Genomic DNA, 16,537 nt, shown 5'->3' with positions numbered 1-16,537 from the left:
AATTAAACTAATTTACTTTTTTCTCAACCGAGCCTCAAAGGTTTTACTAATTTAGCTAACCTCAAAACCCTGATATGCTTACTGTAGATATTGGTAATACCGACATTGTTTTTGGCGTCTTTGAAAACGACAACCTCACTCAAACATTCAGAGTTCCTTCAAAAAAACAGGAGGACAAGATCTTTTTCCAAACTGCTCTCGCCAATTTTCTTCTTGAAAACAATTTGACAGCTGATTCTTTAGGTGTAAAAGTGCTGAGTTCCGTGGTTCCTGAATTAAGTCCGGTTCTATTGGATATATTAACACAATTAAACAAATCAGAGGTCATTGAGGTAAAACCAGGTATTCACCCCTTGGTTAAAGTAAAAATTGAAAATCCTGACCAACTAGGCACCGACCTTTACACCAATGCGGTCTCAGCTTATCATCATTGTCATTGTGCATGTATCATTGTTGATTTTGGTACAGCTCTAACTTTTACCGCCGTTAGTTCTATCGGCGAAGTTCTCGGGGTAGCCATCACTCCCGGTTTAAAAACGGCGATTAATTCTTTATTCTCTAAAACTGCTCAACTACCAGAAGTACCCCTTGAGCTTCCCTTAAATGCCATAGGCAGAAACACTGTGAGCTCCATTCAATCCGGAATTTTGAATGGATACGAGGGATTGGTAAGTAATATTATCGAGAAATTTAAAAAAGAAATGAATGAAAATGAGATCAAGGTTTTCGCCACAGGTGGCCTTTCATCCATTCTCCCGGGCAACAAAGCCTTGTTTGATGAGATAGACATCGACCTTACCTTAAAAGGTCTGTATATTATAGGTAAAAGCCTTTCAGCTCAATAAACTTCTCAACCTCCTCTTTGACCATGTAACGGATAGACTTTCCGTTTTTGATGGCATTTCGAATGTAGGTTGCTGAAATATCCAACAAGGGAGCTTCTTCAAATTTTACGGACGTATGATTCTCAAATTCATGAGGGTCAGTATTGGGTCTTGGGTACACGTATAATTGATAATACTCAAGAATTTTCTCATAGTTTTTCCAATTCCTGAACTGCACCAGATTATCCTCTCCCATTATCAAAACGAATTCATGCTGCGAAAATTTTTCAGAAAGAACAGTCAATGTATCTATGGTATAACTCGGTTTGGGCATCGAGAACTCAATGTCAGAAGCCTTAAGCTTAAAATTGTCAGCAATTGCTTTCTCAACCATCTCGAGACGATCAAACTCATGAAGCAGACTTTTATTTTTTTTAAAGGGGTTTTGAGGGGAAACGATATACCACACCTCATCAAGGTCAGTATTGTAGGCCATCGTATTACCAATAATCAGATGCCCCATGTGTATGGGATTAAAAGACCCGAAAAACAATCCTATCTTCATGCTTCAATAATTGTGGAGGCAAAATTGTCAAAACATCCCTAAATACCGAAACTTAGAGCTTTTGAATATCATTTCTCAAAAACATACCTTTGAACAAAAAGAATAAATGCGGGAAAGCAAACGACTGATCATTGATATGGACGATGTGATGGCTGACACCAGTCAATCTATCCTCAATCTTTACAATTCAGAGTTCAATACCTCTTATCACAAAGAGCAGTTTTGGGGAAACAACCTTTGGGATGACGGACTCAAAGAAAATTACCTTACTGTAAGACACAAACTATATGAGCCGGGTTTCTTTAGAAATGTTACGGTTATGCCGGACGCCATCGAGGTAGTAAAAAAACTTCATGAGCAGCATGAAGTCTTCATCGTTTCAGCCGCCACAGAATTCCCGAACTCTTTGAAGGAAAAACACGAATGGCTTGAGGAACATTTCCCGTTTATTCACTGGAAAAACCTTGTCTTATGCGGAGATAAATCAATCGTTAAAGGGGATGTCATGATTGATGATCATGAGAAAAACTTGAAAGTTTTTGAGGGTCAGACCTTGCTTTTTGACGCTATCCATAATCAATCTCTCGAGGGATATCAAAGAGTTAAAAGCTGGAAAGAAATTGCCAGAGAATTACTTTGATTTTCCTGAAATTGACCTCAGAATAAACTTAAAGTTTGCAATATTCAAAGGAAACTCCATCAACAGATGTATAAAACTAAACAGCAGGGCTACCATAAATCCCAGTCGGTAATTCTGGAAAAATAAAACCAGCATCACAATCCACGAAACTCCAATGAGTATGGCTGACTGTTTATTTATCGCTCTATGCCAATAGATAACATTCGTTTTACTAAACCAATTTAAATAGTGATACAAGTAAGCAAACGAAATAAAGCGTTGCATCTTTAGCTCCAGTTCTTCGTAAAAGAAGAAACTAGTACCATCCGATAAGCCCAGGAACTTGCTAAAAAGAACATTGGTATAGTGATAGTGGGTATCAATAAAAATACCTTTAAGTTTAGGCTCTACACTGTAATCTCCAAGCGAGACAGGTAACACCCAAATGACCACGGGAGCAATAAACATTAAAATCAAATTCAGAACCCCAAACCTCCCTTTGTTTCTAATAGTCCCCGAAGCCATAAAAAAAATGGTAAAGAGGTACACATGTATTAAGGTGGGGATCAAAAGCCCAAAGAAGGTCCCAAAAAATGGCTTAGTAAACAGAAAATAACCAGACAGAGTCAATAAGACGAAAAGAAGGATTTTCTTAAAATTCAAATTGCCATAAAATAAAAACCCTGATAGAAAAAAAGGCAGAAAGATGAAGACATTGCTTACCTCATCAAAAAAGCTTACAAGCTTCGGAAAGACTAAGGAATTTTTGCCCCCCAATTCAATAAACCACTTGGGCAAAACAATAAGCAGAGAAAAGACAATTGCAACCCAAAACCATCTGGAATACTCTTTTTCCTTTTTTTTCAACCAATTTGTCTCCGTCAAATAATGCAACGGACCCAAAATAGAATACGCCAATATGAAAGATTCATAGGGATAGTAAAAGCATACCAAAAAGGATAAAACAATTAAAAAAAAGTTCAAAAGATCTAAATCTATTCCAGCCCACTGTACTCTCATCAAATTGACATTGAATTATTGAAGTTGTATTATTGCACCACATCAAATTTAAGTCATGAAAAACTTATTCCTTAATCTTATCTTCGTTTTAGCCTTTAGCCTTGCAGCACTTTCAGGTTTCAGCCAAACCCTAAATGAAACCTCAGGAACTGGTTCTGGGGTTAGTATAACGTCTGGTGACTATAATACTATGTACGGAGATAGCACAGGTTCTTCCCTTAGCAGCGGCTCTTTCACTACTTTTATGGGCTATCAAGCAGGACGGAGTAATACAACTTCTGAATCGACTTTCATAGGCTATATGGCTGGTTCTTCCAATACTACCGGTTTTGACAATACATTTATCGGAATGGAAGCCGGAAAGTCAAATGTCACAGCAGGTGATAATACATTTATTGGTACAGAGTCCGGTGAAAACAACACCTCGGGTTATGACAATACTTTCGTAGGTGAGGAATCGGGCACCTTGAACACCACCGGCTATGAAAATACTTTCATTGGAGAAGATGCAGGCTATTCAAACACCACGGGTTTCAAGAACACCTTTGTTGGTAACGAAGCAGGAATTAGTGCAAATGTTGGCTATAGAAATACCGGAATTGGTGCAGAATCACTATCGGATGTCGATGATGGACATCACAATACGGCTGTTGGAGACTCCTCAGGGATAGACATAGGAGATGGTATTTACAATACCATGATCGGTGCTGCTGCTGGTCCTGCAACAGAATATGCCGATTTCAATACATTCGTGGGTGCGATGTCGGGTTGGGACAATAACAGAACGAACAGCCTTTCAAATGCCAATGGAAATACCTATGTTGGTTTTTACACTGGTTTCAATAACAGAGACGGAGAGTGGAATGTGGGAATGGGGGCCTTCTCAAATTACAATAGTACTGTAAGGCAAAGAACAAATTTCTTCGGGGCCTATTGCGATGTTGACAACAATGATCTCATCATGATGGGATACAGTGGATATAATAACGCTCAGTACTCCATCAGTATAGGGCAAGAGCATGATGTCAGGGGAACTGGTGCCATTATGATGGGCCAGCAAACGAATGGTAACTCTGATTCTGACTACTCTGTAGGTTTGGGCTATCAATCAAACATATCTCAATCATATGCCGTTGGTATAGGGCATTTAATTGATATTGACAACACAGCAGCGGTCGGAATTGGTGCCAATACTATCATTCAGGGTGATGGAAGTATCTCAGTTGGGGAGGGCAATTCTGTCACAGGCAGCAATTCAGTTGCTGTAGGGAGGTCGATCAATCTTGCCGCTAATAATGAAGTTTTCCTTGGGAATGCTCTCACGGCAAGTATTGGAGGTACAGTCAATTGGACAGCGACTTCAGACGCCCGTTTTAAGAAAAATGTAAAGGAAAACATCCCGGGACTTGATTTTGTAAATAAACTACGTCCGGTATCCTACAATTTCGACACTCAGAAAATGAGTGAGGTTCTTCAGAACGATTGTGATGTCAATATTGACAAAGATCAACAGGTCTATTCAGGATTTTTAGCACAGGAAGTAGAAAAAGTCGCTGAGGAAATTGGTTATGATTTCAGCGGGGTGAAAACTCCTGATGAATCCAATAGAGCCTATGGATTAAGATATGCCGAATTTGTGGTGCCTTTAGTAAAGGCCGTACAGGAGTTGAGCGAGAATGATCGTCAGCAAAAAGAACTTCTGGAGAATCAGGCTAACATTATTGCTTCATTGCAAAAACAGATTCAATCGCAAAATGAGACACTTGCAGCTATTCAGAAATCTTTACTGGAAATTAAAACTGCAACAAAAAATGAAGTAAAAACAAATGATGTGATTCTCTCATCAGCAAAATAAAGACTGATGAAAAAGTTAATATCTGTAATTTTTCTATTGTGCTGGACTTCCTTGGGCTATGCTCAGTTAATGAACGAAAGTTCTGAACTTGTTCTTAACACCGGCACAGCTAATCAACAGCAAAATACTTCTGTTACTTCCGATTCGAATGGAAACGTGTATGCAGTTTGGGAATCATGGGACGGGAGTAATCTGGACTACGAAATCAAGGCGAAATTTACCGACTCCCTTGGCAATGCTCTTGTCGCAGAATTCACCGTGAATACCACCACCAACGAAGATCAGAGATATCCAAAAATAAAGTATTCTAATCAAGGATTCGTTTTTGTAACCTGGATGGGCATTGGAACCAATGGAGATTGGGATGTTTACGGAAAAGTCTTTGATACCAGTGGTAATGTTTTAGTAGGAGAAACCATCCTTCATGCCGATCTGACAGGAAATCAGAAATTCCCTAATTTGGCTTCTACACCAAACGGAGACCTCATTCTAGTTTGGCAAAATAACACACAAGTAAGCGGGACCAGATATATTTCAAACACCTCTTCCTTCTCTGCTAACTTTCAGATAGATTCTTCGGGAGTAGCTCAGTTAGTACCTGTAGTCGCGGGCCTGACTAACAACGGCTTCACTGTGGTTTGGCAGGAAACAGACACTTTAAATGATTCTGAAATTAAAGGACAGGTCTTTGACTCATCAAACGGCACTTCGTCTTCCATCATTAATATCTCCAACAACAGTACATTTCAACAAATTTCTCCGGCTGTAAGCTCAGATACGTTAGGGAATGTTTATGTCGTATGGACCGATAAGGGAAGTGATGGAAGCAATGAGGGTATCTACCTCAGTGTTCTCTCCCAGACACTAGGCTCTCAGGGCCAAAACAACAAACGCATTAACAAAACTACTTCAGGTTTTCAGAACTTTCCGTCCATAGCTACATCTGTAAATGGCATAACGGTAGTGTCATGGAATTCGTTTAACCAGGACGCATCTTACGACGGGATTTACTCGAGAGTCCTTGACAATAACCATAACATACAAACCAACGAAACCAGACTAAATTCGACCACAGACTTTTTTCAGTCTTTTTCGGCACTTTCGCTCCTAGGTGATGAAGGTCCCCTTTACGCCCTTTGGCAATCCGGAATGAAGGATTCTACCAATACACAGGATGGTGATGAATATGGCATTGTTTGGAGAAGCTTTGATTTAGAAGACATTACACATCCTGATATTGCCTGCAAAGCCTTTACGCTCACGTTGGGCCCTGACAGCACCGCAACTCTTATTGCAGATAGCCTCAACAACGGCACCTTTGATGCTAATGGATTTACCCTGAGTGTCGATCCAGGTTCTTTTACTCTCTCCGACACCGGAAGCAATAACGTTATCCTTACAGCAATTGATCCATCAGGCAATAAAAGCACTTGTGTGTCTCAGGTTATAGTTCAGTTTATAACACCCGAAGTTCTTTCTTACGACGGGATTAAGGATAATTTCTGTGCGAATGAAACATTCAATTTCAGAATAAATACCCAGGGGTATTGGGCTGCAGATAATCAATTTACAATCCAGCTTTCTGACGAAAATGGAATCTTTACTAACCCTGTTGTCTTAGGCGTGGTTACCGATACGTCATTTAACTCCCTAACTATCCCCGCTGAAATTGTTTCAAGTAGCCAATACCGAATTAGAGTACTATCCTCCAATTCCGGCACCACCGGACCTGAGTCAGGAAATTTCACTCTTCATGCACAACCGACTGTTGCGGTTGGGGGAAATTTCATTATTGAGAACGGTCAGTCAATAACAGTACCCGTCGAAATCACTGGAGAGTCAACAGTCAACTTCTCACTTGCCGGAGAATTACTTTCTGGGACTTCGGCTTCAACTTCTGTCAGTCTGACGCCTTCCTCCTCAGGAGTTTTTTCGGTAAGTAACGTTTACAATGAATTTTGTCAAGGTACCTCCTCTGGCAATATAGAAGTCACTTTTGATCCGAGTCCTTGCCTTTCAAATGTAAACATTTTAGAAGTCAGCCATTACGGCCTAATCAAATCTTCTGATGTCATTGTTTCCATTGGTACTGTCAATGATATCACCACTTATCAGGCAGAGAATTCAATAACCCTAAATCCTGGATTTTCAACGAATACAACAAAACCGTTTAAAGCAGAGATTCAGAATTGTATCGAAGAGTAAGAACATACGCAATTGCCTATTTTGCTGTCCTTGTGATAAATATTTTGGCAGCAGTTATGGACATCAGTGAATTAAAACAATTCACCAAACCACTACTTATGCCCTTACTCGCTTACATTTATTACAGGGCTGACAAATCAAAAACTCATAAATCCGTTTTCATTGCCCTTCTTTTTGCCTGGCTAGGAGATATATTTTTAATGTTCAGTGGCCAAAACTTCTTCTTGCTTGGTCTTTCGGCATTTCTTATTGGTCATTTAACTTATTCTTACATTTTCAGTCAAAACTCAAAATTCCGGTTGATTGGCTTGCCACCTATTACAGCCTATGCATTAATGTTCTCCATTTTGATTCTTCAGGATGCTATTCCTTCGGAAATGAGAATCCCTGTTTACATTTATATCGGTGCTATTTCCCTTATGACTTTTATGGCCAGTACGAGAATAGCAAAGCCTGAAAGCTACGGACTGGTACTTTCGGGATCTGTACTTTTCATGCTTTCAGATTCCATTATTGCCCTCGATGTTTTTATGCATAAAGTAGCTCACGCTCCGGTTTGGGTGATGAGTACCTATGGTTTAGGGCAATTTCTGATTATTATGGGTCTTGTTGAAGAAAATGAGCCAGCTTAAGTCAAGCCACTGCGAATCAGCCTTTTGAGAAGATTATTTATTTTGGAAACAGCATTTTAATTTAGAATCTTATTCATTACCTTTGCAGCCCGATTTATAAATAAATTAATTTTAATAACATGTACGCAATCGTAGAGATAGCAGGCCAGCAGTTTAAAGTAGAGAAGGGTCGCCACGTCTTCACACATCGTTTGGAGGGTGATGCGAACGCTGAGCTTGAGTTCGACAAGGTACTTCTTGTTGACAACGACGGTACTGTGAGTGTGGGTGCTCCAACCGTTAAGGGTGCTAAAGTAAAAGGCACTATTTTAGAACATTTGAGAGGCGATAAAGTTATCGTTTTCAAAAAGAAGCGTAGAAAAAGCTACCAAAAGAGCAATGGTCACCGTCAGTACCTGACCAAAGTGATGATTGACGATATTGTAGCATAAGACATTAATTTTACTGAACCCAAAGGTTCAATAACTTAAAATATTTATCAAACATGGCACATAAGAAAGGTGTAGGTAGTTCCAAAAACGGACGTGAATCGGAAAGTAAGCGTCTGGGAGTGAAATTATTTGGTGGCGAAGCCGCTGTTGCTGGTAACATCATCGTTCGTCAGCGTGGTACGAAGCACAACCCTGGTCAGAATGTAGGCCTTGGTCGTGATCATACTTTGTTTGCATTAAAAGATGGTGTCGTAACTTTCAAGAAAGGAAGAGACGGAAAATCTTTTGTTCACGTTTTGCCAGCTGAAGCTGCTCAGGCGTAACAGACAAAATCACTGATATTTCAGCCGGATTTTCGAAAGAGAATTCGGCTGTTTTGTTTAAACCTTTTTCCATAGTCCGATGTTCTCTCTCTTAAGAACACCAGATTTTTAAAATACCGATAAAGATGCTGAAAAGAAGTACGATGATCTATACTGAGTTAAGTCCAAATCCTAACTCGATGAAGTTTGTTCTCAATTACGAACTCGTACCTGAAGGGCTTTCTTTCGATTACCCTGACATGGGCAGCACTCGTGAGGAATCAAAAGCCTCACCTTTGGCTGCGGATCTTTTTCAGTTTCCTTTTGTACAAAGGGTATTCATAGCGTCCAACTTTATCACCATTACGAAAGATGATGAAACTCAGTGGGAAGAGGTTTTAGGCGATTTGAGGAGATTCCTCAAAATATTCTTCGATGACGAGAATGAGGTATTTGACAAAAAAACGGTTGAAAAGAATACACTGATTGTTGACGCGAATGACTCTGAAGCCGTTGGTAAGATCAAAGCTGCTCTCGATCAATACGTCAGACCAGCTGTTGAGTCGGACGGTGGAGCCATCAACTTTGCAGACTATGATGAAGAAAGTGGTAGAGTAACTGTTATGTTGCAGGGCTCATGCAGCGGCTGCCCATCTGCCACAGTAACCCTCAAAGACGGCATCGAAAGACTACTCACCAATATGGTTCCGGGCGTAAAAGAAGTGGTGGCTGAAGCGATGTAATCAGTTCAGCCTTTCTAATACCTTTCTGATTTCTTCCTGATGTCTTTTCTTTTGAAGGATTGTAGGTGCGGCAACACGCTCCTTACAATCAAAAATTCCGCAACGCTCACAGGTTTGATTCACTTCGCGTTTATCAATCTGCTTGTCGTTAAGGAATTTAATCTTTGATTTGAGTTGATCATTAACCTCAAAACCAAGGCTGACAGAGATATTAAGTTGTCTTTTGATATTTAGCGGCCTGGCCATAGCCAGCACAAAGAAATCATGCTTTCTGTTCTTTAAATAAGAAAACTGGCCATCCACGATAGGACCAGTGTACTTACCAGCCTCCTGTTTTGAAGATAGATGATCCAGAATTTCAATAGAAACCCATCTTCTGCAATAATGCTCCTCTTTATTCTCCTGCGGCCCCAGCCGTTTCGAAAGGTGCATTTCTTTAGTGAGAAAATATTGCTGGCTACCCGGCAATGCATCAAATCTCATGAAGAGAAACTTATCTATTCCGAAATGCTTTGGCAACACGTTACTTATTCGGTGAAATAACGTTTCCGGAGTTGCATGAAAACGCTCGGCCATTTCGGTCACCACTTCAGGCTTCCATGTTTTTTGAGCAAACCAATCTTTTAGAGCCTCAATAATTAACTCCTGTCTGATCAAAATAGCCCCCGCAAAATAGGATGCCTTAAAATTATTTAAAACCTCCTCAAATGACTGTACCTCTATGGATGAACTGGTAAACGGCCTTTCTTTAAGTCCCATGTATTGAAAACCCAACTCTTTAGCCATCGTAAAAGCACGCTGATCCTCAGAAATCCTTTTATTGATCATTAAAATTTTGCTCTCCGGCCTGAAAACAGATCGCATATTTGCAATGATCGGTTGATCTTCCTCATCAAAATAAGAAATCTCAATACCGTACATTGACTTTAGAATGCCGGCTAGAATATTTTCGTTTAAGGTTTCCTCAGAACCTTTTACCTGATCTTTCAGAAAACGAACGGCCTCTTCCTCAATCTCAGGAAAATAGTTCTGATGCATCTCCTGATACGATCTTAAGGCAGCAAAATAGAATTTCTCTACCGTTAGGTTATAGTTCTTACCAATCTCAAAAATGGCATTCACAAAGGCACTTAACTTCGCAGGAGCTGCAGAAAATAAATCGAGAATCTGAGCTGTATCAAGTCCAAAAAAGTCGAAAGGAATCTCAGTGAGCATGTTTGACTTCAGCAGCTTGGCCATCGGCTCTAGCTTTTTACTCAATTTGAGCGAAACTAAAGTGTCATATTCCACCTCTAAAGCAGCCGCAAGAGCAGAAATCTTATCAGTCTTAGGATACTTTTTCCCTTTCTCTATTTCATTTAAATAGGACTGAGAAATACCTGATACTTTTGAAAGTGCCTGTAATGATAAGTTTTTCTCCTGTCGGATTTGCTTCAGTTTAAGACCAAAAATCAGACGTATATGTTCGTTTTTCAAGTGCTATTGGTTTACTGAGGTAAATTCAAGATTAATCTGATCGCCAACACCTGAAAGAAAATTACCGGTAGGTGCCTGAAGTGTCATTTGCCCGGTTTTGAGCGTTACTATTCTGAAATCATAGTCAAGACCTGTCAATTTTACATTGACAGAGTTTTCATTATCGATAAAAGACCAGACGCCCTTATCAATGATGTTTTTTGAAGTTTTATCCAAGCCTCTCACCACTCCGTCATCTTTGAATTCAAACTGCATGGCATACAAAAGCAAGGCTTCGGTATTTAAAGAGGCGTTTGAGATAGGCTGACCGGTGGCATCAGTATAGCGTTGTAGTTCCCAAAGATTTAGAGAAATGAGCTCCAGGGCCGTTTTATCAGGATCCACGCCACCACTATTCTTACAGGAAATAAACAGGACTCCGAGAAATAAGACCAACAGAAACTTTTTAACCATCATAATCGATACTTTTGTATAAAACGGTTTTAATGCGACTTTACTCTACAAAATTAGCCTTTTTTTTGAGATCGACTTCAGTGCTATTAAGCCTATTTTTAGGACTATCCTTGATATTGCAAGGACAGAACTGTATTGAATTCAGCACATTCGATGACTCTGAAAAAGGAGTAATTGAATGGTCTCAGTTTCCTGAATTTGAACTGCCTTTTGAGCTGGTCTATGGTTTACCAAATCGCAATCAGGATATTCCGGCCGCACTGAAACATGGTTTTACTTTAGCTGCAGACCCAAATTCATACTCCGGTCTACAAAACGATCAAAAAGCTCAGATATATTACGGCACGGCCTATGCGGATCAAAATCAGCCGTGGGAAGAGTTGCGAAGCCCGTGGGGAAATGATCTTAGCATTTATGAAAATAAATGGCAAAATGATTTTAACTTCCTATCAGCTCAGACAGGCAGTCAAGGCATCCTGAGTTCAGATATTTTCTGTTTTGATATTGAACGAACTTTCCGTTTCGATTTCGAAATACTTCAGTTAAAAAGCAATCCGGCCATTCCTGCCGAGTATCGTAATTTAAGCGATGCCGAATTTCTCAGTAAGTATAAATCAGATTTGAGAAACCTTTATGCCAGATCAGTGAGCTCATTTCTTTCAAAAGGAGGCTCAAATCAGCCCAGAATTGCCTCCTATTCTGACACTCCAATTGTCAATACTTTTCAGAATATTCAGGGAAAAACCTGGCAGGAGTGGCAAACTGACAAATCGGTTCTGAATTACATCTGTACTGATGAAAACGGTGATATCGGCGGCCCGTTTTATGATCAAATGGATATTGCCACGCCGTCCGCCTATTATTATTATGACTACCCCCACCCTTTTGCCGGCGAGTATCTTTCTTATTTACTATTCCAGATTGAGGCCAATAAGGCCTGGACGGATAAACCTGTCATTCCTTTTGTTTGGATGAGATACAGCTTCAATGAAAATGTAGTTAATCAATACATCAAGCCCTGGATGGCTGAGGCCACAGCCATTTTCCCATTTTTTTCCGGTGCTGACGGACTTTGGCTTTGGGAAAATCCGGCTTTATTTCAATCCGAGACCTCATTTGTCACTTACAGCTATTTTCTAAAAGGATTATATCGGCTAAGTCTGGTCAAAGACTTTTTTGAAGGAGAACATCAGCTGGTTATAGAAACTTCTGCCAGAGATTATAATGAAAATAGAGAGCCTATCTGGCGAGGAGTCGTAAAAGGAGATCAAATATTAATTGCGGCCCATAACCCTTTCGCTTCCGATGAAAACGAAGAAGTAACTATTGGCGTAAAATATCAAAATTGGTCCACCACAGTTACACTTTCAGGTTATGAGACTAAGCTCTGTGTTTTTGACATGTCAATTCTTTCTTCACAGAAAGAAGCCGAAGAAGTGGCTTTCCCTAATCCTGTAAAAGACAATTTGAAGCTACAATTCACTGCCAAGAAAACACAGGACACGGAAATAAGACTCCTTTCAGAATCAGGTAAGCTTCTTAAGACCTTCGATAAAACTTTAATAAAGGGAAACAATCTTATCGAAATTAATGTCAATGAACTTTCAGTGACCTCCTTTTTCGTGGATCTGAAATACGACGACAAACGTTTTACAAAAAAAATCATCCGTCTTGAATAGACTTCAATACCAAAGCAGCCCATACCTGAAACAGCACGAAAACAACCCTGTAGACTGGTATCCATGGGGCGAAGAGGCTCTTCAAAAAGCCCGAAATGAGGACAAGGTCATTTTGGTCAGCATTGGTTATTCTTCCTGTCACTGGTGTCATGTGATGGCTCATGAATGCTTTGAGAATGAGCAGCTGGCGACTATAATGAATGAGCATTTTGTAAATATTAAAATTGATCGTGAAGAGCGTCCAGATATCGACTCCATTTACATGGATGCCTTGCATGCAATGGGTATTCGAGGCGGCTGGCCGCTCAATGTTTTTTTGATGCCCGATGCCAAACCCTTTTATGGGGGCACGTATTTCCCGCCTAAAAACTGGCAGAATATCCTCCTGGGAATTCAAAACGCCTTTAAAACTGACCGGGAGAAACTTCAGGAGTCAGCAGATAAATTTGCTCAGGGCATAAATGCTACTGTGTCACAGAAAACACCACTTTTCGATTTGTCCACAAAAAAATCAGGTGGGCTAAACCCGGAAGAAACTGAAGCTATTTTTGAGAATCTTTATGCTCAATTAGACCCAGAGGATGGTGGTTTTAACAGAGCTCCAAAATTCCCGATGCCTTCTGTATGGCAGTTTATCTTAAATGCATTGAAAGATACGAAAGACCCTCAAATGCAATTACAATTGGAGCATACGCTCAATAGAATTGCACTGGGTGGAATTTTCGACCATATCGCCGGCGGCTGGACAAGGTATAGCACGGATGCTCAATGGAAAGTGCCTCATTTTGAGAAAATGCTGTATGATAATGGTCAATTGATAGAGCTATACTCAGGTATGATTGAGTTTCTTCAAAAAAATGGAGGCTCAGCAGAAAATCAAAAGCTCTACTTATGGGCTGTTGAGAAATCAATTGATTGGCTTCAGGAAGAAATGAAAAGTAATGAGGGAGGATACTTTGCTGCCCTTGACGCCGATTCTGAGGGAGAAGAAGGTAAATATTATATCTGGCAATCAGCAGAAATTGATTCCATACTGGCTGATAAGTCGCATAAGTTCTCGAACCTCTATGAGTTTTCATTTCATGGAAATTGGGAGCATGGCAATAACGTTCTTCATCTGGAAACTCTTCCTTCTGAAGAAGAATGGCAATTATTAGAAGAATCCTGGCAATTACTCAAACCTGTCCGTTCTCAAAGGATCAAACCCGGTCTAGACAACAAACTGATTTGTTCATGGAATGCCCTTTTGCTCTCCGGTCTCATAAATGCAGCTCGGGTAACCTTTCGAACTGAATATACTCAAATGTCCAGTGAACTCGGTGATTTTATTGCTGACGCCTTTATTCAGGAATCAGAAGAAGGAGTCTTATGCCTCAATCATTTGAAATTTGAGGGGAAGCCATCAGAGATCTTCGGTTTTCTTGATGATTACGCCACGGTAATCAAAGCCTTCACTGAACTCTATCAATTGACTTTTAAAAAAAAGTGGCTTCACAGGGCCGACTCACTGGCCGATTACGTTTTGCATAATTTCTTTGACCCTGAAGAAGGCTTGTTTTATTATACCGACAGTCAGGCTGAAGAATTAATTGCACGAAAAAAGGAGGTTTATGACAATGTCATTCCGGCATCTAATTCAATTTTGGCCAATGCTCTTTTTGATTTAGGCGTTTTACTTTCAAAAGAGGATTATAAAGAACTCGCAGATTCAATGTTTGCGAAGGTAAAGAAAATGACAATGGCCGAACCCGGCTTTATGACCAACTGGGCGTCAGTAGGGTTAAAGTTACAGAAACAGGTTATTGAAGTAGCTATTGCAGGGCCTGACTATCTCGAAGTAAAGCAAAAACTAGCCAAAGAGCTCAAAAAAGAAGTTTATTTCTGCGGAGCAAAGGAGGGGTCTTCCCTACCACTACTTCAGGAAAGGTTTAAGAATGATAGAAAGACCTATATTTATGTTTGCGAGAACCAAGCCTGCCAATTACCGGTTACCGATGTAAACGACGCACTGGAACAGATCAATGAACTATAGAATTCATCCACTTTCTGAAAACGCTATCACCCTTTATTTTGAACAGAAAATAAGTCCGGAGATCAATGATCTGGTTATTGCATCTTGCCTGTGGATTGAAGAAAATAGTTTTCCCGGATTTATAGAGGTGGTTCCTGCCTATGCCTCACTAACTGTATTTTATGATTTGGTTGAATTGATAAATCAAGGCTATAAGAGTCCTTTTTTATTCGTCAAATCCAAAATGCAGGAGATACCTTTCGAAAGCCTTAAAACAGGGAATAAACCGAAAAACTTAATTGAAATCCCGGTAGAATACTCGGGCGAAGACCTTCAGATAGTAGGTAGGCATTCCAAACTGAGTGAAAAGGAAATCATTAAACTACATACCGAGCCCGAATACCGGGTGTACATGATGGGATTTTTACCTGGATTTGCTTACATGGGAGGTTTAAATCAAAAACTAGCCACTCCTCGTAAAAAGAAACCAAGGCTAAAAGTACCCGCAGGCAGTGTTGGTATCGCCGGTGCTCAAACTGGCATATATCCTCTAGAAAGCCCCGGGGGCTGGCAGTTGATCGGGCATACCGACAAAAAGCTTTTTGACCCATCAGACCGAAAACTTAGTCTGCTTAGTACAGGAGACTATGTAAAATTCAAAGCCGTTTAATCACAAATCGGTGAAGTTTTGTTTTCTAGGGTTTTCGTTCTACCTTGACCTGAGTTTATATCACTGAGTGACCTAACCAATACCGGATCATTTTGATATTTTTAAAGTCAGGAATATTGACCACCGTTCAGGACTTAGGCAGATTTGGCCATCAGGCTAAAGGTGTAAATCCTACCGGGGCAATGGACCACATTTCGATGCGTCTCATCAATATTTTGCTCGGCAATGATGAGAATGAAGCTGTTATCGAGTTTCATTATCCTACGCCTACAATTACTTTTGAGGAGCACGCTATTTTTTCGATTGGCGGAGCAGATTTTTCTCCTTCCCTGAACCGGAAACCTGTTGCCAATTGGAAAATCCATACGGCTGCTCCTGGCGATATGCTTACCTTCGGTAAGAAACAGAAAGGAGAAAGAGCGTACCTCTCGGTGAAAGGTGGTTTTAAACTTCCAAAAGTTTTAGGCTCTTCAAGTACAAACTTAAGAGCGGGTTTCGGAGGTCTGAAGATTATCAAAGGCATGAGCCTTGACCTTAATCTCAAAAATGGGACACTCTTTGAAGCGAGTAAGAAAATAGCGTTGGCCCCGAAAACGGTCAATGTGGCTCTCAGACCATACATCAAAAACGAGCAGGAAATCAGAATCATTGGTGGAGCAGAGCTGGATAGTCTTGATCAGGATAGCCGGAATAAAATATTTGGCCAGCGTTTTATTGTTTCTGGTCACTCAGACCGCATGGGTTACAGATTGGAGGGTGATTGTATCAATAGAAACAGTGAAAGCGAGATTATTTCGTCTTCTGTTGCCTTTGGCACCATCCAACTTTTGCCTGACGGGCAATTGGTTATTCTAATGGCGGATCATCAAACTACCGGGGGCTACCCAAAAATTGGGAATGTCATTTCAACGGATCTTCCTTTTTTAGCTCAACTTTCTGTAGGTCAACACATTACATTCAGAGAAATAAGCATTGATGTAGCAGAAAAGATTGTACTGAAACAAGAAAAAGAAATCAAGAAATTCAAAGCTTCTGTAAAACTGTACTCCTGA

General features: G+C 40.2%; 16 protein-coding genes. 12 read left to right on the top strand and 4 right to left on the bottom strand.

Annotation, left to right across the window (positions count from 1 at the left end; all coding sequences use genetic code 11):
• Positions 1-74 precede the first annotated feature (74 nt).
• Positions 75-845, top strand: a complete 771-nt coding sequence (locus AFM12_RS17405) for a type III pantothenate kinase (protein ID WP_055150969.1) — start codon at positions 75-77, stop codon at positions 843-845.
• Here AFM12_RS17405 and nadD read toward each other — a convergent pair.
• A complete protein-coding gene (gene nadD, locus AFM12_RS17400; RefSeq protein WP_055150966.1) occupies positions 817-1,389 on the bottom strand; it encodes a nicotinate (nicotinamide) nucleotide adenylyltransferase in 573 nt (190 codons plus the stop codon). The two genes, AFM12_RS17405 and nadD, sit on opposite strands and share 29 nt — an antisense overlap.
• Positions 1,390-1,495: 106 nt before the next feature.
• Here nadD and AFM12_RS17395 point away from each other — a divergent pair, with 106 nt between their 5' ends.
• Positions 1,496-2,029 carry a 5' nucleotidase, NT5C type gene (locus AFM12_RS17395; RefSeq protein ID WP_055150963.1) on the top strand — a complete coding sequence of 178 codons (534 nt, stop codon included), beginning with the start codon at positions 1,496-1,498 and terminating at the stop codon, positions 2,027-2,029.
• Here AFM12_RS17395 and AFM12_RS19750 read toward each other — a convergent pair.
• Positions 2,021-2,533: a hypothetical protein gene (locus tag AFM12_RS19750; protein WP_165492361.1), complete on the bottom strand. Its 513-nt coding sequence runs from the start codon at positions 2,531-2,533 to the stop codon at positions 2,021-2,023. The genes AFM12_RS17395 and AFM12_RS19750 overlap by 9 nt on opposite strands.
• Positions 2,534-3,083: 550 nt before the next feature.
• On the opposite strand from AFM12_RS19750, the gene AFM12_RS17385 reads away from it, so the two are divergent.
• From AFM12_RS17385 to AFM12_RS17360, 6 genes are all read left to right on the top strand, one after another.
• Positions 3,084-4,883, top strand: coding sequence for a tail fiber domain-containing protein (locus AFM12_RS17385; RefSeq protein ID WP_055150957.1), 1,800 nt, complete (start codon positions 3,084-3,086; stop codon positions 4,881-4,883).
• A gap of 6 nt (positions 4,884-4,889) precedes the next feature.
• Positions 4,890-7,088 (top strand): 3-coathanger stack domain-containing protein, encoded by a 2,199-nt coding sequence (locus AFM12_RS17380; protein WP_131458449.1) that lies wholly within the window; start codon positions 4,890-4,892, stop codon positions 7,086-7,088.
• A 56-nt stretch (positions 7,089-7,144) separates the two neighbouring features.
• Positions 7,145-7,720, top strand: coding sequence for a lysoplasmalogenase (locus tag AFM12_RS17375; protein ID WP_055150951.1), 576 nt, complete (start codon positions 7,145-7,147; stop codon positions 7,718-7,720).
• Positions 7,721-7,839: 119 nt separating this feature from the next.
• Entirely contained in the window at positions 7,840-8,151 is a 312-nt protein-coding gene (rplU, locus tag AFM12_RS17370) for a 50S ribosomal protein L21 (RefSeq protein ID WP_055150948.1), read from the top strand.
• A gap of 53 nt (positions 8,152-8,204) precedes the next feature.
• Positions 8,205-8,474, top strand: a complete 270-nt coding sequence (rpmA, locus tag AFM12_RS17365) for a 50S ribosomal protein L27 (protein WP_055150945.1) — start codon at positions 8,205-8,207, stop codon at positions 8,472-8,474.
• A 125-nt stretch (positions 8,475-8,599) separates the two neighbouring features.
• The gene (locus AFM12_RS17360) at positions 8,600-9,196 is read left to right on the top strand and encodes a NifU family protein (protein ID WP_055150942.1); all 597 of its coding nucleotides are present in this window, start codon (positions 8,600-8,602) and stop codon (positions 9,194-9,196) included.
• Here AFM12_RS17360 and AFM12_RS17355 read toward each other — a convergent pair whose 3' ends face one another.
• Positions 9,197-10,672, bottom strand: a complete 1,476-nt coding sequence (locus AFM12_RS17355; protein WP_055150939.1) for a helix-turn-helix domain-containing protein — start codon at positions 10,670-10,672, stop codon at positions 9,197-9,199.
• Between the two features lie 3 nt (positions 10,673-10,675).
• A complete protein-coding gene (locus tag AFM12_RS17350) occupies positions 10,676-11,128 on the bottom strand; it encodes a hypothetical protein (RefSeq protein WP_055150936.1) in 453 nt (150 codons plus the stop codon).
• A gap of 113 nt (positions 11,129-11,241) precedes the next feature.
• Here AFM12_RS17350 and AFM12_RS17345 point away from each other — a divergent pair, with 113 nt between their 5' ends.
• The 4 genes from AFM12_RS17345 to AFM12_RS17330 all read left to right on the top strand — a co-directional run bounded on the left by AFM12_RS17345 (position 11,242) and on the right by AFM12_RS17330 (position 16,537).
• Positions 11,242-12,804, top strand: a complete 1,563-nt coding sequence (locus AFM12_RS17345) for a T9SS type A sorting domain-containing protein (protein WP_055150933.1) — start codon at positions 11,242-11,244, stop codon at positions 12,802-12,804.
• A complete protein-coding gene (locus AFM12_RS17340; RefSeq protein WP_055150930.1) occupies positions 12,797-14,836 on the top strand; it encodes a thioredoxin domain-containing protein in 2,040 nt (679 codons plus the stop codon). The genes AFM12_RS17345 and AFM12_RS17340 overlap by 8 nt, the downstream gene beginning before the upstream one ends.
• On the top strand, positions 14,826-15,485 hold the full coding sequence (pxpB, locus tag AFM12_RS17335) for a 5-oxoprolinase subunit PxpB (RefSeq protein ID WP_055150927.1): 660 nt from the start codon (positions 14,826-14,828) through the stop codon (positions 15,483-15,485). The genes AFM12_RS17340 and pxpB overlap by 11 nt, the downstream gene beginning before the upstream one ends.
• A gap of 92 nt (positions 15,486-15,577) precedes the next feature.
• A complete protein-coding gene (locus AFM12_RS17330) occupies positions 15,578-16,537 on the top strand; it encodes a 5-oxoprolinase subunit C family protein (RefSeq protein ID WP_157687457.1) in 960 nt (319 codons plus the stop codon).

The organism is Jiulongibacter sediminis (assembly GCF_001306455.1).
Lineage (GTDB): Bacteria > Bacteroidota > Bacteroidia > Cytophagales > Spirosomataceae > Jiulongibacter > Jiulongibacter sediminis.
This window is presented reverse-complemented; position numbering and strand designations above follow the sequence as displayed.